General features: G+C 64.1%; 18 protein-coding genes. 10 read left to right on the forward strand and 8 right to left on the reverse strand.

The features are described 5' to 3' along the window. Nucleotides 1-19 precede the first annotated feature (19 nt). The 6 genes from DVK01_RS09690 to DVK01_RS09715 all read left to right on the forward strand — a co-directional run bounded on the left by DVK01_RS09690 (nucleotide 20) and on the right by DVK01_RS09715 (nucleotide 5,321). Nucleotides 20-1,234, forward strand: coding sequence for a proteasome-activating nucleotidase (locus DVK01_RS09690; protein ID WP_101349454.1), 1,215 nt, complete (start codon nucleotides 20-22; stop codon nucleotides 1,232-1,234). Between the two features lie 127 nt (nucleotides 1,235-1,361). Beyond that, on the forward strand, nucleotides 1,362-1,943 hold the full coding sequence (locus DVK01_RS09695) for a DUF420 domain-containing protein (protein ID WP_121511077.1): 582 nt from the start codon (nucleotides 1,362-1,364) through the stop codon (nucleotides 1,941-1,943). A 63-nt stretch (nucleotides 1,944-2,006) separates the two neighbouring features. Beyond that, complete coding sequence (locus tag DVK01_RS09700) at nucleotides 2,007-3,230, forward strand: HD domain-containing protein (protein ID WP_121536499.1); 1,224 nt, start codon at nucleotides 2,007-2,009, stop codon at nucleotides 3,228-3,230. A gap of 21 nt (nucleotides 3,231-3,251) precedes the next feature. Next, nucleotides 3,252-4,277: an amidohydrolase family protein gene (locus DVK01_RS09705; RefSeq protein ID WP_121536501.1), complete on the forward strand. Its 1,026-nt coding sequence runs from the start codon at nucleotides 3,252-3,254 to the stop codon at nucleotides 4,275-4,277. A 33-nt stretch (nucleotides 4,278-4,310) separates the two neighbouring features. Continuing rightward, entirely contained in the window at nucleotides 4,311-4,769 is a 459-nt protein-coding gene (locus tag DVK01_RS09710) for an SHOCT domain-containing protein (protein WP_121536503.1), read from the forward strand. Nucleotides 4,770-4,841: 72 nt separating this feature from the next. Next, nucleotides 4,842-5,321 (forward strand): universal stress protein, encoded by a 480-nt coding sequence (locus tag DVK01_RS09715; RefSeq protein WP_101349459.1) that lies wholly within the window; start codon nucleotides 4,842-4,844, stop codon nucleotides 5,319-5,321. Between the two features lie 20 nt (nucleotides 5,322-5,341). Here the strand turns inward: DVK01_RS09715 and DVK01_RS09720 are convergent, their stop codons facing one another. The 4 genes from DVK01_RS09720 to DVK01_RS09740 all read right to left on the reverse strand — a co-directional run bounded on the left by DVK01_RS09720 (nucleotide 5,342) and on the right by DVK01_RS09740 (nucleotide 10,894). Next, nucleotides 5,342-6,289, reverse strand: a complete 948-nt coding sequence (locus DVK01_RS09720; RefSeq protein WP_101349460.1) for a biotin--[acetyl-CoA-carboxylase] ligase — start codon at nucleotides 6,287-6,289, stop codon at nucleotides 5,342-5,344. Between the two features lie 761 nt (nucleotides 6,290-7,050). Next, nucleotides 7,051-8,895 carry an acetyl-CoA carboxylase biotin carboxylase subunit gene (locus DVK01_RS09730; protein ID WP_121511071.1) on the reverse strand — a complete coding sequence of 615 codons (1,845 nt, stop codon included), beginning with the start codon at nucleotides 8,893-8,895 and terminating at the stop codon, nucleotides 7,051-7,053. 140 nt (nucleotides 8,896-9,035) lie between these two features. Continuing rightward, nucleotides 9,036-9,341 (reverse strand): acc operon protein, encoded by a 306-nt coding sequence (locus DVK01_RS09735; protein WP_101349462.1) that lies wholly within the window; start codon nucleotides 9,339-9,341, stop codon nucleotides 9,036-9,038. A gap of 2 nt (nucleotides 9,342-9,343) precedes the next feature. Continuing rightward, nucleotides 9,344-10,894, reverse strand: a complete 1,551-nt coding sequence (locus DVK01_RS09740) for an acyl-CoA carboxylase subunit beta (RefSeq protein ID WP_101349463.1) — start codon at nucleotides 10,892-10,894, stop codon at nucleotides 9,344-9,346. Between the two features lie 141 nt (nucleotides 10,895-11,035). Between DVK01_RS09740 and DVK01_RS09745 the strand changes: the two genes are divergently transcribed. Continuing rightward, the gene (locus DVK01_RS09745; RefSeq protein ID WP_101351405.1) at nucleotides 11,036-11,659 is read left to right on the forward strand and encodes a uracil-DNA glycosylase family protein; all 624 of its coding nucleotides are present in this window, start codon (nucleotides 11,036-11,038) and stop codon (nucleotides 11,657-11,659) included. Between the two features lie 45 nt (nucleotides 11,660-11,704). Here the strand turns inward: DVK01_RS09745 and DVK01_RS09750 are convergent, their stop codons facing one another. After that, the gene (locus tag DVK01_RS09750; protein ID WP_121536507.1) at nucleotides 11,705-12,496 is read right to left on the reverse strand and encodes a winged helix-turn-helix domain-containing protein; all 792 of its coding nucleotides are present in this window, start codon (nucleotides 12,494-12,496) and stop codon (nucleotides 11,705-11,707) included. A 224-nt stretch (nucleotides 12,497-12,720) separates the two neighbouring features. Here DVK01_RS09750 and DVK01_RS09755 point away from each other — a divergent pair, with 224 nt between their 5' ends. Next, entirely contained in the window at nucleotides 12,721-13,701 is a 981-nt protein-coding gene (locus tag DVK01_RS09755) for a DMT family transporter (protein WP_121536509.1), read from the forward strand. Between the two features lie 181 nt (nucleotides 13,702-13,882). On the opposite strand, the gene DVK01_RS09760 is transcribed toward DVK01_RS09755, so the two are convergent. From DVK01_RS09760 to DVK01_RS09770, 3 genes are all read right to left on the reverse strand, one after another. After that, the gene (locus DVK01_RS09760; protein ID WP_101349466.1) at nucleotides 13,883-15,220 is read right to left on the reverse strand and encodes a sodium-dependent transporter; all 1,338 of its coding nucleotides are present in this window, start codon (nucleotides 15,218-15,220) and stop codon (nucleotides 13,883-13,885) included. A gap of 195 nt (nucleotides 15,221-15,415) precedes the next feature. Further along, the gene (locus DVK01_RS09765; protein ID WP_101349467.1) at nucleotides 15,416-16,126 is read right to left on the reverse strand and encodes an SDR family oxidoreductase; all 711 of its coding nucleotides are present in this window, start codon (nucleotides 16,124-16,126) and stop codon (nucleotides 15,416-15,418) included. Between the two features lie 83 nt (nucleotides 16,127-16,209). Then, nucleotides 16,210-17,166 carry an NADPH:quinone reductase gene (locus DVK01_RS09770; RefSeq protein WP_101349468.1) on the reverse strand — a complete coding sequence of 319 codons (957 nt, stop codon included), beginning with the start codon at nucleotides 17,164-17,166 and terminating at the stop codon, nucleotides 16,210-16,212. Nucleotides 17,167-17,565: 399 nt separating this feature from the next. Here DVK01_RS09770 and DVK01_RS09775 point away from each other — a divergent pair, with 399 nt between their 5' ends. Next, nucleotides 17,566-19,767, forward strand: a complete 2,202-nt coding sequence (locus tag DVK01_RS09775) for a methyl-accepting chemotaxis protein (protein ID WP_121536841.1) — start codon at nucleotides 17,566-17,568, stop codon at nucleotides 19,765-19,767. 2 nt (nucleotides 19,768-19,769) lie between these two features. Further along, complete coding sequence (gene sop2, locus DVK01_RS09780) at nucleotides 19,770-20,480, forward strand: sensory rhodopsin II (RefSeq protein ID WP_121511067.1); 711 nt, start codon at nucleotides 19,770-19,772, stop codon at nucleotides 20,478-20,480. The last annotated feature ends 100 nt before the right edge of the window (nucleotides 20,481-20,580 follow it).

A 20,580-nucleotide genomic window follows, 5' to 3' on the forward strand; every position in this document is an offset into this window, starting at 1 on the left:
ACCCACTAAAGGCGTCGTAATGACCGACACCGTCGACGAGGTCGATATGCCGTACGACGATGACGCGTCTCAGCAACAGAAGATCGAGGCGCTGCAGGAGCGGCTAGAGGTGCTCGAATCGCAGAACGAGGAGATGCGCGACAAACTGCTGGACGCGAACGCGGAGAACAACAAGTACCAGCAGAAGCTCGAACGGCTCACACACGAGAACAAGAAGCTCAAACAGTCACCGCTGTTCGTCGCGACCGTTCAGGAACTCTCCAGCGATGGCGTGATTATCAAACAGCACGGCAACAATCAAGAGGCCCTGACAGAGGTCACTGACGAGATGCGGGAGGAACTGGAACCCGACGACCGCGTCGCCGTCAACAACTCCCTCTCTATCGTCAAGCAACTGGACGACGAGACCGACGTTCGCGCCCGCGTGATGCAGGTCGACCAGTCGCCGGACGTGACCTTCGCCGACATCGGCGGCATCGAAGAGCAGATGGAGGAGGTCCGCGAGACCGTCGAGATGCCGCTGAAGAGCCCTGAGATGTTCGAAGACGTGGGTATCGACCCGCCGAGCGGTGTTCTGCTGCACGGCCCGCCCGGCACCGGGAAGACGATGCTGGCGAAAGCGGTCGCCAACGAGACCGACGCCACCTTCATCAAGATGGCCGGCTCCGAACTGGTCCACAAGTTCATCGGCGAGGGCGCGAAGCTCGTCCGGGACCTGTTCGAACTGGCCCGGCAGGAGGAGCCCGCCGTCGTCTTCATCGACGAGATAGACGCTATCGCGGCCAAGCGGACGGAGTCGAAGACCTCCGGCGACGCCGAGGTCCAGCGGACGATGATGCAACTGCTCTCGGAGATGGACGGCTTCGACGACCGCGGCGACATCCGCATCATCGCGGCAACGAACCGCTTCGATATGCTCGACCGCGCCATCCTCCGCCCCGGTCGCTTCGACCGTCTCATCGAAGTCCCGAACCCCGACCTCGAAGGTCGCAAACAGATTTTCCAGATCCACACTCGCAGCATGAATGTCTCCGACGACGTGGACTTCGAGGCACTGGCCGAAGAGATAACGGACGCCTCCGGTGCTGACGTGAAAGCCATATGTACCGAGGCTGGGATGTTCGCCATCCGCGACGACCGGACCGAGGTCACCATGGCGGACTTCCACGACGCCTGGGAGAAGATTCAGCAGGAGGAGACCGACGACGAGGACGTCTCCCGGACGTTCGCCTGATTTCGGCAGCGTTTCCATCCGGTTCTCCACGCTTTTGTAGGTCTGTAGTCACCGCTGTGACGCGCAACTGCGCTGTCGTCTCGCCCGTTTCAGAACACAGTTACCACTCCGGTCCTGACCTGCTAGTATGGCCGTCGCAGATACACTCCAGTCGCGTGCCCGCGCTCGTCCGCGGCTCGTCACCGCCGTCGTCTCGGTCGTTGGCTACGCGCTCGTGTTCGGCGCGTTCGGTGGCGTATTACCCCTCCCCGAGCTCTCGAACGGCATCGTCATCCTGCTTGGCGACGCAATCGCCGTCGTCAACAGCGTCGCGCTGCTGGCAATCGTCGCCGGCGTCTACTTCATCAAGAACGACCAGGTCCAGAAACACCGCGCGGCGATGCTGACGGCGTTTACCCTCATCATGGTGTTCCTGACGCTGTACATCCTCAAGGTCGGTGGCGGCTTCGAGAAGGAAATCGTCGCCGAAGGGTTCGTCTGGACGGCGTACATCGTGATGCTGGCTATCCACATCCTGCTGTCCGCGGTGTCCGTGCCGGTCGTCGTCCACGCGGTCGTCCTCGGGCTGACCCACTCCCCGGCGGAACTCAGGGAGACGGTCCATGCTCGTGTGGGCCGCATCGCCGTCTCCGCCTGGGGGCTGAGCCTGTTCCTCGGGCTCGTGACCTACGTGATGTTGAACCACATCTACGGCTGGGTGCCCCGGTAGGCGACCCCGCGCCGCCCGTGCGGTGGCGAACGATTTTGCCGGCCGCCGTCGTAGACTACGGCGATGACCACAATCAAGGACAGCGTCCACGACCACATCGAGGTCCAGGGCGTCGCGGCGGCGCTGCTCGACACGCCGCCGGTCCAGCGGCTCAGACACATCTCACAGCTCGGCACCGTGACGCTCGTCTACCCCTCGGCGAACCACACCCGATTCGAGCACTCGCTGGGGGTCTATCACCTCGCCGACCGGGCGCTGTCCCACCTCGGCATCGAGGGCCAGCAGGCCGAACGGGTCCGCGCCGCGGCCCTGCTCCACGACGTGGGGCACTCGCCGTACAGCCACAACGTCGAGGCGCTCATCCACCGCCGGACGGGCAAGTACCACGACGACGTGGACGAACTCCTCGGCGACGGCCCGGTCGCGCGGGTGCTGTCCGAACACGGGCTCAACCCCGACCGCGTCGCCGGCCTAGTCGCAGGGGAGGGCGAACTGGGCCAGCTCGTCTCCGGCGAACTGGACGTCGACCGGATGGATTATCTGGTCCGTGACGCCCACCACACCGGCGTCCCCTACGGCACTATCGACCACGAGCGGCTGGTCCGGGAACTGAGCTTCGTCGACGGCGAACTCGTCTTGGACGAGGGGAACGTCCAGACGGCCGAATCGCTCCTGCTCGCGCGGGCGCTGATGAACCCGACCGTCTACCAGCACCACGTTGCCCGCATCGCCAAGTCGATGCTGCGCCGCGGAACCGAGGAACTGCTCGCCGCGACCGACACGACCGCTAAGACGCTGCGCCGGTGGGACGACAACGACCTGCTCGTGGCGCTGCGACAGTGCGACGCAACGGCGGCCTACGCCCGGCGGCTGAGCCAGCGGGACCTGTACAAACGCGCCGTCTGGGCGGAGTGGCAGGCCGTGCCCGAGGAGGTTCTGACGGCCGACCACGAGGCGGTCGGCGCGATGGAACGGGCCATCGCCGACGGGGCGAACGTCGACAGCGACGCCGTTATCCTCGATATCCCGCCGGAGCCGTCGATGACCGAGTCGAGCAGCCGCGTCCTCGTCAACGGCGAAGTCCGCCGGCTCGGCGAGCAGTCGACGCTTGTCAACGCCATCCGCGCCGCCCAGCGCGACCAGTGGCGGCTCGGTGTCTACGCGCCAGAGGGCGAAAGCGAGCGGGTCGGCGCGGCGGCCATCCGCGAACTGGGACTGGACCTCGACGGGGCCAGGGTCCGGGACGTGCGGCCCGGCTTCCACGCGACCCTCGATGAGTTTAACTGAGAGAGCGGGCGAACAGGGAACATGATTGTTGAAGGGACGATTCTGACGGGACGGTCGTTCGAGGCCGTCGAGGGCCGCGTCGTCGTCGAGGACGGCGAGATAGCCGCCATCGAGGAGACGGCGGTCGACAGCGACGACATCGTGGTGCCGTCGTTCGTCAACGCCCACACCCACATCGGCGACTCGATTGCGAAGGAGGCCGGCGAGGGGCTCTCGCTCGAAGAACTGGTCGCGCCGCCGGACGGTCTGAAACACCGGCTGCTCCGGGATGCCGACCGGGACGAACTGGTGGCCGCGATGGCGCGGTCGCTGTCGTTCATGCAACAGGCCGGGACCGGCGCGTTCGTCGAGTTCCGCGAGGGCGGCGTCGAAGGCGTCGAGGCCATCCGGGACGCGCTGGCGGATTCGTCCCTGGAGAGCGTGATTCTCGGCCGCGAGACGACCGACGCGATGGAACTGGCTGACGGGTTCGGCGCGAGCGGGGCCAACGACAGCGAGTTCGGGGCGGAGCGCCGCGCCACCCGAGCGGCCGGCAAACTGTTCGGCATCCACGCCGGCGAGGTCGACAGCTCCGATATCAATCCCGCGCTTGACCTTGACCCGGACTTTCTCGTCCACATGGTCCACGCCGAACCGCTGCACCTCCAGCGGGTTGCCGACAGCGAAATCCCGGTCGTCGTCTGCCCGCGGTCGAACGTCGTCACCGACGTGGGCCGCCCGCCGGTCGAGGAACTGGCCGACCGGACGACGGTCGCGCTCGGGACGGACAACGTCATGCTCAACAGCCCGTCGATGTTCCGCGAGATGGAGTTTACCGCGAAACTGTATGACCTCTCGGCCCGCGAGGTGCTGCGGATGGCGACAGTCAACGGGGCCGAGATCGCGGGTCTCGGCGGCGGACTCGTCGAGCCCGGCCACCCGGCGCGCCTGCTCGTCCTCGACGGCGACTCCGACAACCTCTCCGGCGTACAGAACCCCGTTCGGGCGGTCGTTCGTCGGGCAGGGTTGGCCGATGTCCGACGAGTCGTCCATCCGACGACGGACTAATTCTTATCACTGCGGAAATAGTATGTACGGGCAATGCCCTCCACCACTGACCGCGCCCTGAGCACACCGCTGAAGATACTCCTGTACGGGCTGCTAGGGCTTGTCTCGTTCCTCGTTGTTATCGCAGCTGTGAGGTTTGCGTTCGGGCTGTTCGTCGGTCTCATCGGTCTCGTTCTGGGACTGCTCTCGCTGGCCGCCACCATCGGGGTTCTGGCGGCTATCGGCTATGCTGTATACTGGGCCGCGTCGACCGTCTTCAGTCAGGACGAGGCGACGGCGTCGGCGACTGACGCGTCACGAACGCAGGCCGCACACGCAACAGATGCGGCCAGTGCCAGCGAGATAGACCCCGTCGAGCGGCTCTCAGAGCGCTACGCCAACGGGGAAATATCCGAAGCCGAACTCGAACGACGGCTCGAACAGGCTCTCGACGAGCCGTCGCTGGACGGCTCCGGGGCAACAGAGGCCGAGCGGAACCGAGAGTTGAACTGAGCCAGCGTCTGTTCGGCTGTTGTGTGCTACCTGTTACCAAACTATATCTGTTCAGCCAGTCAACAGTACAGTATGTACGACAGGATACTGGTGCCAACGGACGGGTCGCCGGGGACACGGGCGGTGCTCACACACGCTGAAACGCTTGCAACAACTCACGACAGCGAGATTCACGCGCTGTACGTCGTTGATACCGGCCGATTTTCGACGCTCCCGAACGAGCCGACGTGGGAGAGTGTCACCGACTCGCTCCATCGCGAGGGCGAGATGGCGCTGGACATGGTGAAGCGTCTCGTTGCCGACGATTTGACTGTCACACGGGCCACGGCCGAGGGAAGCCCGAGTCGAGAAATCGTCGACTACGCGAGCCAGAACGACTGCGACCTCATCGTAATGGGGACCCACGGACGCGGCGGTATCGACCGCCTGCTACTGGGGAGCGTCGCCGAACGGGTCGTCCGGTCAGCCCACGTCCCCGTTGTCACTGTTCCGGTAGAGACGACGACGCAAGATGTCTCGGAAGACGAGCAGCCTGCCGGCGTCCCACAGTGACCCGTCTTTCGCCGTCGCGCTCACTCCGTAATCGGGCGGAGGTGTTCACAGTCGCCCGCGGAAACGATTTCTGTCCCAGAGTCTGTCTCGATGACGAGCGCACCCGGAAACTGGATGTCTACAGCTTCACCCTCGATGGTGCCACCCGGCGTCTCGACCCGGACCTGTTTGCCCAGCGTCGTGGCGGACTCCCGCCACGCCTCGACGACGTTCGCCGGGTCCTGTCGGAGCGTGTCGAACTCCTCCAGCAGCCGCTGGGTGAACAGCCGTCTGTCGACCGGATCGCCTCGCTCAGCGAGCAGGCTCGTCGGCTCCGCCTCTGCGGGCAAGTCCGCCGGATCGACGTTCGCGTTGACGCCGATGCCGACGACGACCCACGAGACTCGATCGGCCTCACCTTCCATCTCGGTGAGGATGCCGACCAGTTTCCGCTCCGCGTCGCCGTGGCGGACCAGCACGTCGTTGGGCCACTTGATGCTTGCCTCGACCCCGGCCTCGCGTGCCGCCCGGGTCACCGCGACAGCGGCCGCGAGCGTGAACACCGGCGCGTGGGCCATCGGCACGTCGGGTCGGAACAGCACCGAGAGCCAGACCCCGCCGCTGGGCGAGTGCCAGTCGCGGTCGAGCCGTCCCCGGCCGCCGGTCTGTTCGTCGGCCAGAACGACGGTGTCTGACGCCCCATCTGCCGCACGGTCACGAGCGCGTGCGTTCGTGCTCGGAATGCTGTCGTGGTACTCGACAGAAAACGGTGCGTCCAGGCCGTACTCGACCGCGCTCGCCCCGAACTCCGGCACCGAATCGAGGGTGTAGCCCGCGTCGCTGCTCCCGATTTCGAACCCCTCCTCGCGGAGGGCTTCAACGTGTTTCCAGACCGCAGAGCGGGAGATGTCCAGTTCGTCGGCGAGGGCCGGCCCCGAGACGGGGCCGTCGGCCAGCGCGTCGAGCACCCGGTGGCGCGTCTCGTTCATACCCGGCGTAGCACGGCGAGGGTACAAAGCAGTTGGCAGAGTTGGGCGACTGCTGTTGCAGTAGGACTGCTTTCAGTGTTTGTCGACATCCTCAGCAGCGGATATATCCGGACTCGGTGTGGTCAGTGCAGGTAGTCTTTCAATCGGTGCCCTGTGACAACAGATTGGGCTTAAGTCCGATTACCAGAAATACAATCGCCGCCAAGAACTGCAATCCGGCTACGGCAACATACCCCCTTTCGAACCCGAAAATCGCCGGCATAGAACTGTCAAGTCCGACATATAGAATGAAGATTGTAGAGCAAAGGATGATCGGCACGGCTATCAGGGCCACAATTCTCGATACTGTCCTGAAGAGCATACTAATACGAATCGCCAGCATAAACAAATAGAGTTTGCAACCGACCTGCGGCACTCGCAACCCTGATTGACGGCTGTTTCACGCGAGAAGGTGTGTGAAGAATAGGGTTTAAACAGAGCCTTTTTTCCGAAAGCCCCCTCGCTGCGCGCGGCCTGCGGCCGTGCTTGCGTCGGTTCGGCTCACGAGCGCTCGGCCCCTTTTCGATTTCCCACCCTACAGTGGCTAACCAGTCGGTTTTCGCGTAGCTAAAGGCAACCATTGCACAGAGTAGGAGCAGTAGCGGAGCGGTGAGCAGCATACCGCGAGCGCCGACGGCGCTCGGAGCAGTTTTGTACTAAATGTTACAAGGAGCGGTTCGAGCGCGCCCAAAGAGCGCGACTCGAACCCGACGCAGTAAGATTTAGCCGATAACGAACAGCAGGTCGCCCATGTCGACTGATTCGCCCTCGCTAACGGCCACGTCGTTGACAGTGCCGCCTCGTTCGGCGACGATGTCGTTTTCCATCTTCATCGCTTCGAGCACACAGAGAACGTCGCCGGCCTCGACCTCGTCGCCCTCCTCGACGTTGACCTCCAGAATTGTCCCCTGCATCTCTGCGGCGACTTCCTGACCCTCGGCGGTAGAGGCACTGCCGCCGCCGCTGTCGGAACTACTGCCGCCCCGCGGCCGCTGTGGCTGATTGCCGCCGTCGGCGTCCACGTCGCCGACGTTGATGGGCGGTGCGCCGCGCTCTTCGAGGTCGACTTGGAATCGCTTGCCGTTGACCTCAACGGTGAACTCACGCTCGACGACCTCCTCGTCCTCGTCGCCGTCGGACTCGGTGACGGTGCCCCACTGCTCTTGGGCCTCCTCGATGCGCGAGCGGTCGAGTTGCTCGTCGAGGTACTTCGTGGTGTGGGTGCCGCCGACGAACCGGTCGTCGGTGAGCATCAGGCGGTGGAACGGGATGACGGTCGGGATCCCCTCGATGTCGAAGTCCTTGAGCGCCCGTTTCCCGCGCTCGATGCACTCCGCGCGGTCCCCGCCGTAGGTGATGAGCTTCGCTATCATCGAGTCGTAGTCGGTGACGAGGTCGTCGCCCTGTCGGAGCGCGTCGTCGAGGCGGACGCCGATGCCGCCCGGCGGGTCGTAGGTGTCGAGGCTGCCGCCCGTCGCGGGGGCGAAGTCGTCGGCGGCGTTCTCGGCGTTGATTCGGAACTCCATCGCGTGGCCCTCTATCTCCACGTCGTCCTGTGCGAAGGTTATCTCCTCGTCCATCGCCACCCGCAGTTGCCACTTGACGATGTCGATGTCGGTTATCTCCTCGGTGACGCAGTGCTCGACCTGGATGCGGGTGTTCACTTCGAGGAAGTAGAAGTTCGCGTCCTCGCCGAGCAGTTCGCCGGGCTCGCGGTCGGGGTCTTCCTCGACGAGGAACTCGACGGTCCCGGCGTTGTAGTAGTCGGACTCGCGGACGCCACGGCGGGCGGCGTCACCGATTTTCTCCCGGAGAGCGTCGTTCAGGGCCGGCGACGGTCCCTCTTCGATGACCTTCTGGTGGCGTCGCTGCAGCGAGCAGTCGCGCTCGCCCAGATGCCGGACGTTGCCGTGGTGGTCGGCGATAATCTGGACCTCGATGTGGCGGGGGTTCTCCAGATAGCGTTCGAGATAGACGGAGTCGTTCGAGAAGTACGCCTCTCCCTCCCGCTTTGCGCTTTCGAGTTGCTCCTCAGCCTCCTCCGGGTCGTGGACGATTTTCATCCCGCGGCCGCCGCCGCCCCCTTCGGCCTTGATGGCGACCGGGAAGCCGTTCTCCTCGCCGAACTCGACGACCTCCTCGGGATCCTCGACCGGGTCGGTCGTTCCCGGGACGATGGGCACGTCAGCCGACTGCATGATCTTGCGGGCCTTCGTCTTCTCGCCCAGTGCCTCCATCGACTCGCTCTCGGGGCCGACCCAGGTGACGCCGTCCGTTTGCTGAACACGCGCAGCGAAGTCGGCGTTCTCCGCGAGGAAGCCGTACCCGGGGTGGATGGCGTCGGCATCGGCCTGTTTGGCGGCGTCGATAATCGCTTCCTGGTCGAGATAGGAGTCGGCGGCACGGGCCGGGCCGACGTTGTACGCCTCGTCCGCGTACCGGACGTGCCCGGCGTGCTTGTCAGCGTCAGAGTAGACGGCCACTGTGCCGATGCCCAACTCCTCGCATGCGCGCATCACGCGCACCGCTATCTCCCCGCGATTAGCGACGAGCACCTTATCGAACATACGCCCTCATACTGAGAGTCGGCCCATAAAACTATGCGCAGATAGCGGCCAATCTTACACATATAATCATGTTAGTATGGAACATGGCCACAAACCCGTTCAGGGCGTCGTCAAATAACTGACGGACGGACTGACCACCATTAGAACCGCTCGGCGCGGCCGGCGGCACTCCAGGGGTCAGTCGGCGCGTCCGAGCGGACTCGAACGGACCGTTTCTGCGTGGCTTCCACGCGCCCGGAGAACGACCACTGCTTGCCGTCCCAGGAGTCGCCGTCGTCTGCCGCTGCAGCCGCCGCGGCCGCTGCCGCCGCGCGCTGGCGGTCGGTGAGGTGTGCGCCGATAGCAACGGCGATCGCAGCCGCCTCGTCCGTCGACGCGTCGTCGAGCTGTGCAGCGATCTCCGCGACAAGTTCGGCGTCGACCGCCGAGTCAGTGTCTGCCGCCATCGTCACAGTGGGATGTTGCCGTGCTTGCGGTCGGGCTGGTCCTTGCGTTTCCCCCGCAGGAGGTCCAGGTCGTCGATGAGCCGCGGGCGGGTCTCCTGCGGTTCGATGACGTCGTCGACGAAGCCGCGCTTGGCCGCCGTGTAGGGGTTCGCGAAGGCGTCGCGGTACTCGTCGATGAGTTGCTGGCGGCGGGCTTCCACGTCGTCGGCGTCTTCGAGTTCGTCGTCGTAGAGGACGTTCACCGCGCCCTGTGGCCCCATCACGGCGATTTCGGCGGTCGGCCAGGCGTAGTTCATGTCCGCGCCGATGTGCTTCGACGCCATCACGTCGTAGGCCCCGCCGTACGCCTTCCGCGTGATGACGGTCACCAGCGGGACGGTGGCCTCGGAGTAGGCGTACAGGAGCTTCGCGCCGTGGTTGATGATGGCGTTGGTCTCCTGGTCCTTGCCGGGCATGAACCCGGGCACGTCGACGAACGTGAGAATCGGGATGTTGAACGCGTCACAGAAGCGGACGAAGCGCGCGCCCTTCCGCGAGGCGTCGATGTCGAGCGTGCCGGCGTTGACCCGCGGCTGGTTGCCGACGACGCCGACGCTGTGGCCGTCCATGCGGGCGAACCCGATGACGATGTTGCGCGCGAAGTCCTCGGCGACCTCGAAGAAGGAGTCCTCGTCGACGATGCGCCCGACCACGTCCGTCATGTCGTAGGGCTTCTGTGGCGCATCAGGAACGGCCGTCTTCAGCCCCTCGTCCCGGCGCTCGGGGTCGTCCCAGGGCTCGACGCGGGGCGGGTCCTCGACGTTGTTCTGTGGCAGGAACGAGAGCAGGTAGCGGATGTCGTCCATCGCGTCCTTCTCGTCGGCGGCCGTGAAGTGGGCCACCCCGGACTCGGAGGCGTGGGTCTTCGCGCCGCCGAGTTCGTCGAAGCCGACCTCCTCGCCGGTCACCGTCTCGATGACGTCCGGCCCGGTGATGAACATGTGGCTGGTCTCCTCGACCATGTAGACGAAGTCCGTGATGGAGGGGGAGTACACCGCGCCGCCGGCACACGGCCCCATGATGGCCGAAATCTGCGGGACGACACCGCTGGCCTGCTGATTGCGGTGGAAGATGTCGGCGTAGCCCGCCAGCGAGTCGATGCCCTCCTGAATCCGCGCGCCGGCGGAGTCGTTCAGGCCGATGATGGGCGCGCCTGTCTCGATGGCCTTGTCCATCACCTTACAGACCTTCTGTGCGAAGGCCTCGCCCAGCGAGCCCCCGAAGACGGTGAAGTCGTGGGCGAAGACGTACACCTGTCGACCGTCGACCTTGCCGTAGCCGACGACGACGCCGTCTCCCGGTACTTTCTTGTCGGCCATGTCGAAGTTCGTCGAGCGGTGTTCACGGAGCGAGTCGATTTCCACGAAGGTGTCGTCGTCGAGGAAGTAGTCGATGCGCTCACGCGCGGTGAGTTTCCCGCGGTCGTGTTGGGCCTCGATTCGTTCTTCGCCACCGCCCCGCTTGGCCTCGGCTTTTCGTTCTCGAAGGTCCTCGACACGGTCGTCGTGGCTCACGCCACATCACTTCTCCCGGACCGGAGCATATCCGACTCCTTGCGGGCATCCGAGAAAAGCGTTATCAAACTTAACCATTATTTCCCGTATTCGGTGGCCGAAACCGGCGGAGTTTTGAGCGGCGACCTGCTGCTATCGCGCGTGAAGAACGTCACGGCCCGCCAGCACAACCCCTTCGGCTTCGACGCCCCGTGTGAGCCGTTTGTACCGGGGTACGGCGATGCCAATGCCCACTTCCACGTCATCGGCGACCACCCCGGCGTCCACGGTGGCGAAACGTCCGGCATCCCCTTTACCGACAATCCCGCGGGCGAACGTCTCCAGCGGGCGCTCGTCGAGGCCGGACTGCTCGCCGAAGTCGGCACTCCGCCGACCGTCGAGAAGACGTACCTGTCGTATCTGTATATGTGCGGCGGCGAGCCGCCGACGGACGCTGACTACGAGGCCCAGGAACCGCTGTTCGACACGGAACTTCGGGCTATCACCGCGCACGTGCTCCTGCCCGTCGGCGAGCGCGCCACGCGGCACGTGTTCGCCAACACGACCTCGGAGCCGACCAAGCCGATAGACATGGACGCCCGCCACGCCACGGAAGTCCCCGGGAGCGGCTGGCTCGTCGTCCCCATCAAGGAGCCGGCGGAGTGGACCGACGACGACGAGACCGCCCTCGTCGACGCACTGACGGCGCTGCTGAAGACCGACTATCGCCGCGAGGCGGACCTCGGGCGGTTCCTGCCGAACGACGACCCGTATCTGGTCCGGTAGCGACTCGACTGATTCTCACACGGCTCTGACAACCAGAAACAGTAGCTACAGCGACCACTCGTCCGAGAGCGGCTCCGCGGACGCCCAGTACGTGTCGAACGTCTCGATCGCCCACTCGCGGACGGCCGGCGCGGTCGTATCGACTGACGCCTGTAGCACGCCGTTGTCGTCCCGCAACAGCAGATGCACAACGTCGTCGGCGATCATCACCGCGAGTGGCACACCGTCGTTTCGTACCCGGACCGACGCGTTCGGTTCGGAACGCAGCGATTCGAACCGACTCCGGAGCCGGTCGTCTGCTGCCAGTGCGTCTATGGCGCTGGGCGAGAACACGCCCGAGAACCGCTGTTCGCCGGCGGTGGCTCGATCCTGAACGACTCGGATCGCCTGGTCATTGAACGCATGGGAGAACGTCCGGACCTCCTCGGCGTCCCGAAGCAGGTCAAGGAGTCGCTGGACCGGCGCGTTCGGGCGCGTCTGGCTCGGGACAGTTATCGTCGCGTCGGCCAGGTGTTGCAGGTCGAAGTCCATCGCATCGGTGGGCGGATACTGGACGATGTCGCGCAGTCGCTGCTCGGTTTCGAGGCTGTCGAGCAGGTCGGTGAACCCGTCAGCGACGATGCGCCCCGTCGCCGTGGCGACGTACTCGCCCCCCGTTCGGCGGATCCACGACCGGTCCTCGAAGTCCGCGATGATACGCCCGAGCGTCGCCTGCGACGCGCCGGTTTCGGTCGCGAGCTCCCCGCGCGAGTGGGGTTCCGCCGCCAGGAGCCGCAAGACCTCGACCCGGTTCGACGAGAGCGCGAGGAACTCGATCTCTTCGAGCGCCGATTCCATACCGCCGCGTTGGGGGTTCCGTGCTAAAGCGCTTTCGTACTATGAAATAATTTCATACCGTGAATATCAGCCACGGGTATTCAGCTGTTTCGCGTCATGTAATATTTTCTAAACGGAACTATACGTCCGGATATCATACTATAGAGTACGATGACTCAGGTCTCTCCCCGTGTTCTCTCTGTCGGCTGTGCAGTTATTTCAGAAAACACATACGAGGTGGTGGCATGATTTCGCGCCGGACGTTCGCCCTCGCTGCCGTTGCCAGTGTCCTGCTTGGCGGGACCTTCGTCGGCGCGAAGGCCGGGCTGTCGTACCTCCCGCCGCTTCTGTTCGTCGCCCTGCGGTTCGATATCGCCGCCGTCGTGCTCCTCGGCTACGTCGTCGTGACGCGGTCCCGGGACGACCTGCTCCCACGGACCCGCGGTGACGTGCTTGGGATTCTCTCGACGGGTCTGTTCGCGCTGGGTCTCACGAACGCGCTGATATTCGTGGGCCAGCAGTCCGCCACCAGCGCGGTCGCCGCTATCGTGTTCAGTCTCAATCCGATACTGACGCCGGTGTTCGCTGCGCTCCTGCTCTCCGACGAGCGACTTTCGGCCCGCGGTGGTCTCGGCATGGTTATCGGCCTGCTCGGCGTCGGCCTCGTCGTCAGTCCCGACCCGGCGATGCTCTTGAGCGGGGGCATCGGCAAAATCATCCTGTTCGGCGGCGCGACCAGTGCGGCGCTTGGCAGTGTTCTCATCCGCTGGTCCGACGGTGGCCTGTCGAGTACGGTCCGGACCGCGTGGGCGCTCCCTGTCGCCGCCGCGTTCTGTCACGCGCTGAGCGTCGGTATGGGCGAATCGGCAGCTACGGCGGTCTGGTCGCCGACCGCGGTTGCGGCCCTGCTGTACGTCGGCATCTTCGCCGGCGCAATCGCCTACATCGCCTACTTCGGCCTGCTCGATGTCACCGGTGCAATCCAGGCCAACCTCATCTTCTACGTGGTCCCCGTCGTGTCGACGCTCGGCGGGTGGGCCTTACTTGGCGAGGCGATCACCCCGACCGCAGTGGCGGGTTTCCTGACTATCTTCACTGGGTTCGTGGTGCTCGGCAGCGAGTCGGTCGACATCCACGCACTGCTCTCGGGTACTACCGACGAGGCTGACACTGTGTCGGACAGTCTGGGGATTACGGACGAACCGTGCGGGTTCGAATCGGACTGACATATACTCTGGGTGTCGTATGCCTGCTGGCAACCGCCCAGACGATTCGTGAGAGTCGCACCATCCCGTGAAAAGATGGCTGGCCTTCTGATGGGCTACTGTCACTGCGACGACCACACACTGGGCGGTCACTACAGACCGTCGCGAAGAATGTCTGCGGGAAACCGATGTCGTACGTCGGTTATATCGGCGGGATGATTGCGGGGTCCTCAGCGAGGAGGAGCGTCTGTAGTCCGAGGCCCAGCGTCAGGATGACACCGAGGATGACTACTGTCCGGACCATCCAGAGCCAAGCCGGGCCGAACGCCCGGAGCCCACCCGTCCCCTGTCGGAGCTCGGCAACCGCGTTCGAGGAGAGCACCCAGCCGACGAACACGAGGATAAGCAGCACTGACAGCGGGAGGAACAGCTTGTACGCGAGCGTGTCGAACCAGCCGAACCACGCCAGGTCCCAGGCTGACGGGAATCCGAGCACGAACAGCACGGCCCCGAGCATCGCCGACAGCGACACCCGCGAGTAAGGCGTGTTGTCGACGCCGTAGGAGACTGCAACTTCGAGCAGGCTAATGGCAGAGGAGATTGCGGCGATGAGGACGACACCGAAGAAGACGACGCCGAGGAGCCGTCCTCCCGGGAGCTGTGGGAACGCCGATGCCATCGCGACGAAGATAGCTGACGGGCCGCTGGTGTCGGGACTGATGCCGATGGCGAAGAGAATCGGGAACACGACCAGCCCCGCCAGCACACCGACGAGCGTGTTCGTCACGACGATGATTCCACCATCGACCGGGAGACTCTCGTCGTCACCGATGTACGAGGAGTACGTAATCATGGCTGCCATCCCCAGCGAGAGGGTGAAAAACGCCTGACCCACTGCGAACGGAATCAGGTCGCCAGCGTTCGCTGCCAGCGTGGAGAAGTCCGGGGAGAGGAAGTAGCTGTAGCCAGCCCCCGCTCCCTCGAGGGTGGTGACCCAGGCCGCCATCCCGAGCATGAGGAGAACGATGCTGGGGACCATCACCTTCGTCGCCTTCTCGATCCCGTCCTCAACACCCACTGCGACGATGCCGACACAGATGAGCAGGAACAGCGCCTGTCCGACGACGGCTTCCGGGCCACTGGAGATGGCTCCGAAGTACTCTGCGGAGTTTCCGAAGTATGCGCCCGTTGCGCTACCGAGAATATACCGCATGACCCATCCGCCGACGACGTTGTAATACGAGAGAATCCAGAACCCCGTGAAGACGCCCAGGCCACCGACGACCCGCCACTGCTTGAATCCGAGTTCAGCGAACGCGTCGACGGCATTACGGTTCGTTCGCCGTCCGATGATGAACTCTGCTAACATTGCCGGGAAGCCGATGAGCAACACGGCGACGAGGTAGAAAACGAGGAACACTGCGCCACCGTTTGTCGCGGTCTTGAACGGGAACTGCCAGATGTTTCCGAGACCGACTGCGCTACCGATCGCTGCGAGAAGGAACCCGAGCCGTGAGGCCCACGTTTCTCTGTCACTCATTGTGATGCGGCATATTATGTTGGGGTATAAAAACCACCGTGATTCCAGTTCGCGATACGGGCCGATAGTGTCTGGATTGAAACACGCCTTCAGAAACTGCGTGGCAGCAACTTGGCGAGCCGTCTTGTTGATTTTTGACTGTTTTTCGGGTGTGTGACCGTGCGATATGAAGGGCTGGCCCGAACCGATTGCGGGTCAGACCTCGCCGTACACCGGAACCGCTGCGCCGCTCGTCACGGTTGCGGCGTCCGAACAGAGAAACAGTATCACCGCTGCGATGTCTCTCGGGTCGACCCACGACTCGGTGTCGGCGTCGGGCATCATCTCGCGGTTCATCGGGGTATCGATGACGCTCGGCATGACAGCGTTAGCCCGGACGGATCCGAGGTTCTCTTCCGCGATAGTCTCGGTCAGGAGTCGGATGCCGGCCTTCGTCGCCCGGTAGATGCCGTCGCCCTCACCACCCTCAAGTGACGTTCGCGCAGACACGGAGACAATCGCGCCTTCTGTGTCCCGCAGGTGCGGAATCGCGTGTTTCGACGCCAGGAACATCGTCTTGAGGTTCACGTCGAACAGGAAATCGAACGTGTCGAGGTCCGTCTCGTGAATCGGCGTGCCGCCGCGCCAGGTGCCGGCGACGTTCAGCAGGTAGTCGAGCCGTCCGTGTTCGTCGACGACCGCCTCGACCGTCTCGGCCACGTCGGCCTCGTCGCTGAAATCCGCCTGGTAGAAGTCGACGCGCTCGGGTTCAGCCAGCAGGAAGTCCTCGGTGTTCGGTTCGATGATGTCGCTGCCACAGACGGTCGCGCCGGCGTCGAGGAAGGCGTCCGCGACCGCGCTCCCCAGCGCTCCGCCGACGCCCGTGATTAGCGCTACCTCGCCGCCGAAGTCAAAATCGGCTGACATGTATGTGACAACGGCTAGCAGGGAAATAAATCTCCGTCCGCGAGGCACCGGGTCCGGTTTCGCGAGCACCAGCGGTCGCTCGGCTACGGTGTGACGACGAGTTTGCCGAGGAAACTGTCGTTCAGTACGTCGTCGTGGGCGGCCGCCACTTCGTCTAGGTCGTAGCGGCGGGCGACGACCGGCGACAGGTCGCCGTCGGCCATGAGGGTCGCTAGCCGGTCCAGTACCGCGCCGAACTCGGGCGTGTTGAACATCGAGACGTGGTGGACGCTGAGGGCCTTCGCCCGGCAGCGCGGGACGTTCTCGAACGTCGCCGCGAGGTCGGTGTTCCCGATGGCGGCGATGCGAGCGCCCTGTGTGGCCACCTCTGCGTCGAACGCGAGGTAGTCGTCGAGCCGGTGGTCGAGAATCACGTCCGGCGCGCCGGCCTCGACCACGGCGTCGCTGAGGTCGTCACGGCGGTAATCGAACACGTCGTCCGCGCCGAGGTCGGCCAGCCGGTCGTGGTAGTCCGGCGACGCTGTCGTCGTCACCTGCGCTCCGTTCGCCGCGGCCAGTTGGACCGCGACGTGGCCGACGCCGCCGCTCCCGCCGTGAACCAGCGCTCGCTCGGCTGGCTCCAGCGAACAGGCTGCGACGAGGGTCTGCCAGGCGGTGACGCCGACGAGCGCGACGGCTGCGCCCGCCTCGGCGGAGACGCCCTCGGGGAGCCGCGCCAGATGCGACTCGGGGACGGTGGCGTACTCCGCGCAGGTCCCCTGGAGCCAGTTGCCCAGCCCGGTGGCAAACGCCCGGTCGCCCTCGGCGAAGTCAGCCACGCCCTCGCCGGTCGCGGCGACGGTCCCGGCGCAGTCGGAGCCGGGGACCCAGGGCAGTTCGCCGGGTTCGTAATCGCCTGTCCGGAAGTACGTATCGACCGGATTGACCGCCGCCGCCTCGACTTCGAGCAGGACCTCCTCCGGACCCGGTGTGGGTCGTTCGACGTCGTCGACACGGAGTACGTCTGTCGGGCCGTATTCGTGGAATCGTACAGCACGCATTGGCGTATGCGTCTGGTGGTACCGGGAAAACCTTTCCCCACAGCCTGGGTGAGTTCAACTCCGGTTCTCTGCACATCGCGGGCCGGGATGCGACATCGCCGACAGTGAACGGGTCAGGTCGGTGCTCAGTCCGGTAACTGCAGTGTACACTATCCAAACGCCAGATCTTACACCGTTAGCTGTGCCGGGGCGACGGATTACCACAGTTGGCCATGTCGTTTATCAACGGTGAAAATTGCGCACCAACCCTTTATTAGGATGTTTGCATAGCATTGGATGATGGAACCAGATAGGGACTCGCCGCTCCCGAGTTTTATTGCTGGCAGTTACGCTGCCAGACTCGGGCTGGCACTTTCATTTGCGATAATTGTCATTATCGCTGTTGGGGTCCTGACAAGCGTGCAGGCGTCCGCCACTCTCGAGGAAGACGTGGCAGACGACATTACGGCGCTGTCAGAGACGCAAGCCGAACAATTGGACGAATGGTTGACAACATCGCGCCGGAATGTCCGGTCGGTGTCACGACTTCCCGTGTTCACTGACGGAACGGCCACGGAGAAACAGCAACGACTGGAGGAGCTACGGTCCAACGAGGAACTGCCACCCGGTGTCGTTGCAGTGCACTACTTCGACACCGAGACAAACGAGATTCGCGCCAGTTCGAATCAGGACTTCGTCGGGGTCAACGCTGCCGAGCAGGGGGCTCCGTTCGCGACGGACCCGCCACAGTTCAACGACGCCGATGATACCCACGTGACAGAGCCGTTCTCTGTCTCGGTCGTCGACCATCCGATAGTTGCTGTCGTTTCGCCCGTTCCCGGAGACGATGACAGGGCGCTCGTGTATATGATCGACCTTCGAGAGAAGGCCGATCAGATATCGAACCAGCGCGATGGGTCATTTACCACGGTCGTCAACACCGAGGGCGAGTTCGTTTCCCACCCCAACATCTCGATGATCGGGTCGACAGCACCGATTTCACAGATGGAGTCGAACCCGCTGGGGACACTTGAACCCGGCGAGAGCGCCTTCCACGAAACAGACCGTATGTTGATGGGGCTGAACCGCCTCGAATCGAAGGACTGGGTCGTCATGGTCCACTCCGACCCGGAGGTCGCCTACGCGCTGAGCGATCAGATCAACTCCGACCTCATCGCGCTCATACTACTCGCTGTCGTCAACCTCGGGCTCATCGGGGTCACGATCGGTGGAAACACGATTGCGTCGCTACGGCGGCTTTCGGTGAAGGCCGAATCGATGGCCGATGGTGAGCTTGACGTCGACCTCGATACGTCGCGCGAAGACGAGTTCGGAACGCTGTACACGGCCTTCGACAACATGCGGACGAACCTCCGAACGCAGATTTCCGAGGCCGAAACTGCCCGGCAGGAGGCCGAAGAGGCCAAAGAGCAAGCACAGGCGGCTCGCGAGGAAGTCGAATCCGAGCGCAACGAGATGGAGGCGCTGACCGGCCACCTCGAACTCAAGGCCCAGCAGTACAGCGACGCGCTGGAGGCCGCCGCCGATGGCGACCTCACCGCGCGGGTGGACACCGACAGCATGAACGAGGCGATGGCCGAGGTCGGTGAGGATATCAACACCACGCTGGATGCGCTCGAAGACACCATCGCGGACATGAAGGCGTTCGCGGCCAACGTCATCCAGTCTAGCGACCGCGTCAACTCGAACGCGGAACGAGTTGACCAGGCCAGCAAGCAGGTGTCGAAGTCGATAAACGAGATTTTCGAGGGCACGACCGAGCAAAACGAAGGCCTCGAATCGGCGGCTGCCGAGATGCAGAATCTCTCGGCGACCGCACAGCAAGTCGCCTCCTCTGCTCAGCAGGTCGCCGACACGTCCCAGTCGGCCGCAGAGGTCGGCGAGGACGGCCGCGAAGCCGCACAGGAAGCTATCTCGGAGATGAGTGCCATCGAGGACGAGACCGGCGAGACCGTCGCGGAGATCAACGCGCTTGACGAGGAGCTCGACGAGATCGGCGAAATCGTCGGCGTCATCACAAGCATTGTCGAGCAGACGAACATGCTCGCGCTGAACGCCTCCATCGAGGCCGCCCACGCTGACGGAGACGGCGACGGGTTCGCCGTCGTCGCGGACGAGATCAAGGGCCTCGCTGAGGAGACCAAAGAGGCCGCCGCCGACATCGAACAGCGCATCGAGGGCATTCAGGAGCAGGCCGGCGACACCGTCGAGACGATGGAGTCGACCAGTGCCCGGATCACCGAAGGCGTCTCGACGGTCGAGGAGACCGTCGACGCGCTGGAGACCATCGTCGAGTACACCGAGGAGGTCGACACCGGCATTCAGGAGATCGACCGGGCGACCGAGGAGCAGGCCCGGACTGCACAGGACGTGATGGGGACCATCGACGACCTGACGACGATCAGTCAGCAGACGGCGACGGAGGCCGACACCGTGGCCGGTGCCGCACAGGACCAGTCCGCGTCCATCGACGAAGTGTCAAACTCCGCGACAGAGCTCCGACAGCGGGCTGACGACCTCGAATCGCTACTGGACCGCTTTACCGTCGAGAGCTCCGCCGGGACGGGTTCTGATAGCACGGCCGCAGTGGGGGACGACTAACAATGGCAACGATAACGACCTGGTTCACACTGGGACTACTGGGTGAACTGCTCGGGACGGCGGTGCTGGCGTACGGCTACACGCTCGTCCCAGAAGAGACACGGAAGCGGTACCTGCTGTTGATCGCAATCCCGGGTATCGCCATCGTCGCCTACGCGCTGATGGCGCTTGGCTTCGGGTCGATACAGAGTGGTGGCCATACGGTGTACGTGATCCGTTATGTCGACTGGCTATTGACGACGCCGCTCAACGTCTGGTTCCTGGCACTGCTCGCTGGCGCGAGCCGGCAGGACACGGTGAAACTCGTCGTCCTGCAGGCGTTGACTATCGTCTTCGGCTTTGCCGGTGCCATCACTGCGTCGCCAGTGAGCTACCTGCTGTTCGCGGTCGGCGCAGCGCTGTTCGGTGGCGTCATCTACCTGCTCTATGGCAACATCGCGGTGGCTGCGAAGTCGACTCTGTCCGACATCGAGATCAGCCTGTACCGCACGCTCCGGAACTTCGTCGTCGTTCTCTGGCTGGTGTACCCAGTTGTGTGGCTGCTCGGTGCGGCGGGACTGGGGCTAATGGACGTTGAGACTGCGACGCTCGTGATCGTCTACCTTGACGTGGTAACCAAAGTCGGCTTCGGCGTCATTGCTTTGCTGGCGATGATTGATCTCGGCTCAGTCGGTGAGACTGCCGAGGAGCCGACAGCGGTTGCGGGAGACTAGCGAGAGCGATCACTCTGAAAGACACGCACGGAGAACCCGGGAGGCGTGTGCGGTAAACGGCTCCCGAAAATGCGAACGCCGACGGGGTTGTGTGGTCCTC

Origin of the sequence: Haloarcula sp. Atlit-120R (genome assembly GCF_003665885.1) — an archaeon.
Taxonomy (GTDB): domain Archaea; phylum Halobacteriota; class Halobacteria; order Halobacteriales; family Haloarculaceae; genus Haloarcula; species Haloarcula taiwanensis.

Coding starts and splice junctions, on each gene's coding strand:
- DVK01_RS09750 (WP_121536507.1), bottom strand. CDS start 12,496: ATGGAATCGGCGCTCGAAGAGATCGAGTTCCTCGCGCTCTCGTCGAAC.
- DVK01_RS09690 (WP_101349454.1), top strand. CDS start 20: ATGACCGACACCGTCGACGAGGTCGATATGCCGTACGACGATGACGCG.
- DVK01_RS09700 (WP_121536499.1), top strand. CDS start 2,007: ATGACCACAATCAAGGACAGCGTCCACGACCACATCGAGGTCCAGGGC.
- DVK01_RS09755 (WP_121536509.1), top strand. CDS start 12,721: ATGATTTCGCGCCGGACGTTCGCCCTCGCTGCCGTTGCCAGTGTCCTG.
- DVK01_RS09710 (WP_121536503.1), top strand. CDS start 4,311: ATGCCCTCCACCACTGACCGCGCCCTGAGCACACCGCTGAAGATACTC.
- DVK01_RS09730 (WP_121511071.1), bottom strand. CDS start 8,895: ATGTTCGATAAGGTGCTCGTCGCTAATCGCGGGGAGATAGCGGTGCGC.
- DVK01_RS09720 (WP_101349460.1), bottom strand. CDS start 6,289: ATGAACGAGACGCGCCACCGGGTGCTCGACGCGCTGGCCGACGGCCCC.
- DVK01_RS09765 (WP_101349467.1), bottom strand. CDS start 16,126: ATGTCAGCCGATTTTGACTTCGGCGGCGAGGTAGCGCTAATCACGGGC.
- DVK01_RS09695 (WP_121511077.1), top strand. CDS start 1,362: ATGGCCGTCGCAGATACACTCCAGTCGCGTGCCCGCGCTCGTCCGCGG.
- sop2 (WP_121511067.1), top strand. CDS start 19,770: ATGGCAACGATAACGACCTGGTTCACACTGGGACTACTGGGTGAACTG.
- DVK01_RS09770 (WP_101349468.1), bottom strand. CDS start 17,166: ATGCGTGCTGTACGATTCCACGAATACGGCCCGACAGACGTACTCCGT.
- DVK01_RS09760 (WP_101349466.1), bottom strand. CDS start 15,220: ATGAGTGACAGAGAAACGTGGGCCTCACGGCTCGGGTTCCTTCTCGCA.
- DVK01_RS09715 (WP_101349459.1), top strand. CDS start 4,842: ATGTACGACAGGATACTGGTGCCAACGGACGGGTCGCCGGGGACACGG.
- DVK01_RS09705 (WP_121536501.1), top strand. CDS start 3,252: ATGATTGTTGAAGGGACGATTCTGACGGGACGGTCGTTCGAGGCCGTC.
- DVK01_RS09735 (WP_101349462.1), bottom strand. CDS start 9,341: ATGGCGGCAGACACTGACTCGGCGGTCGACGCCGAACTTGTCGCGGAG.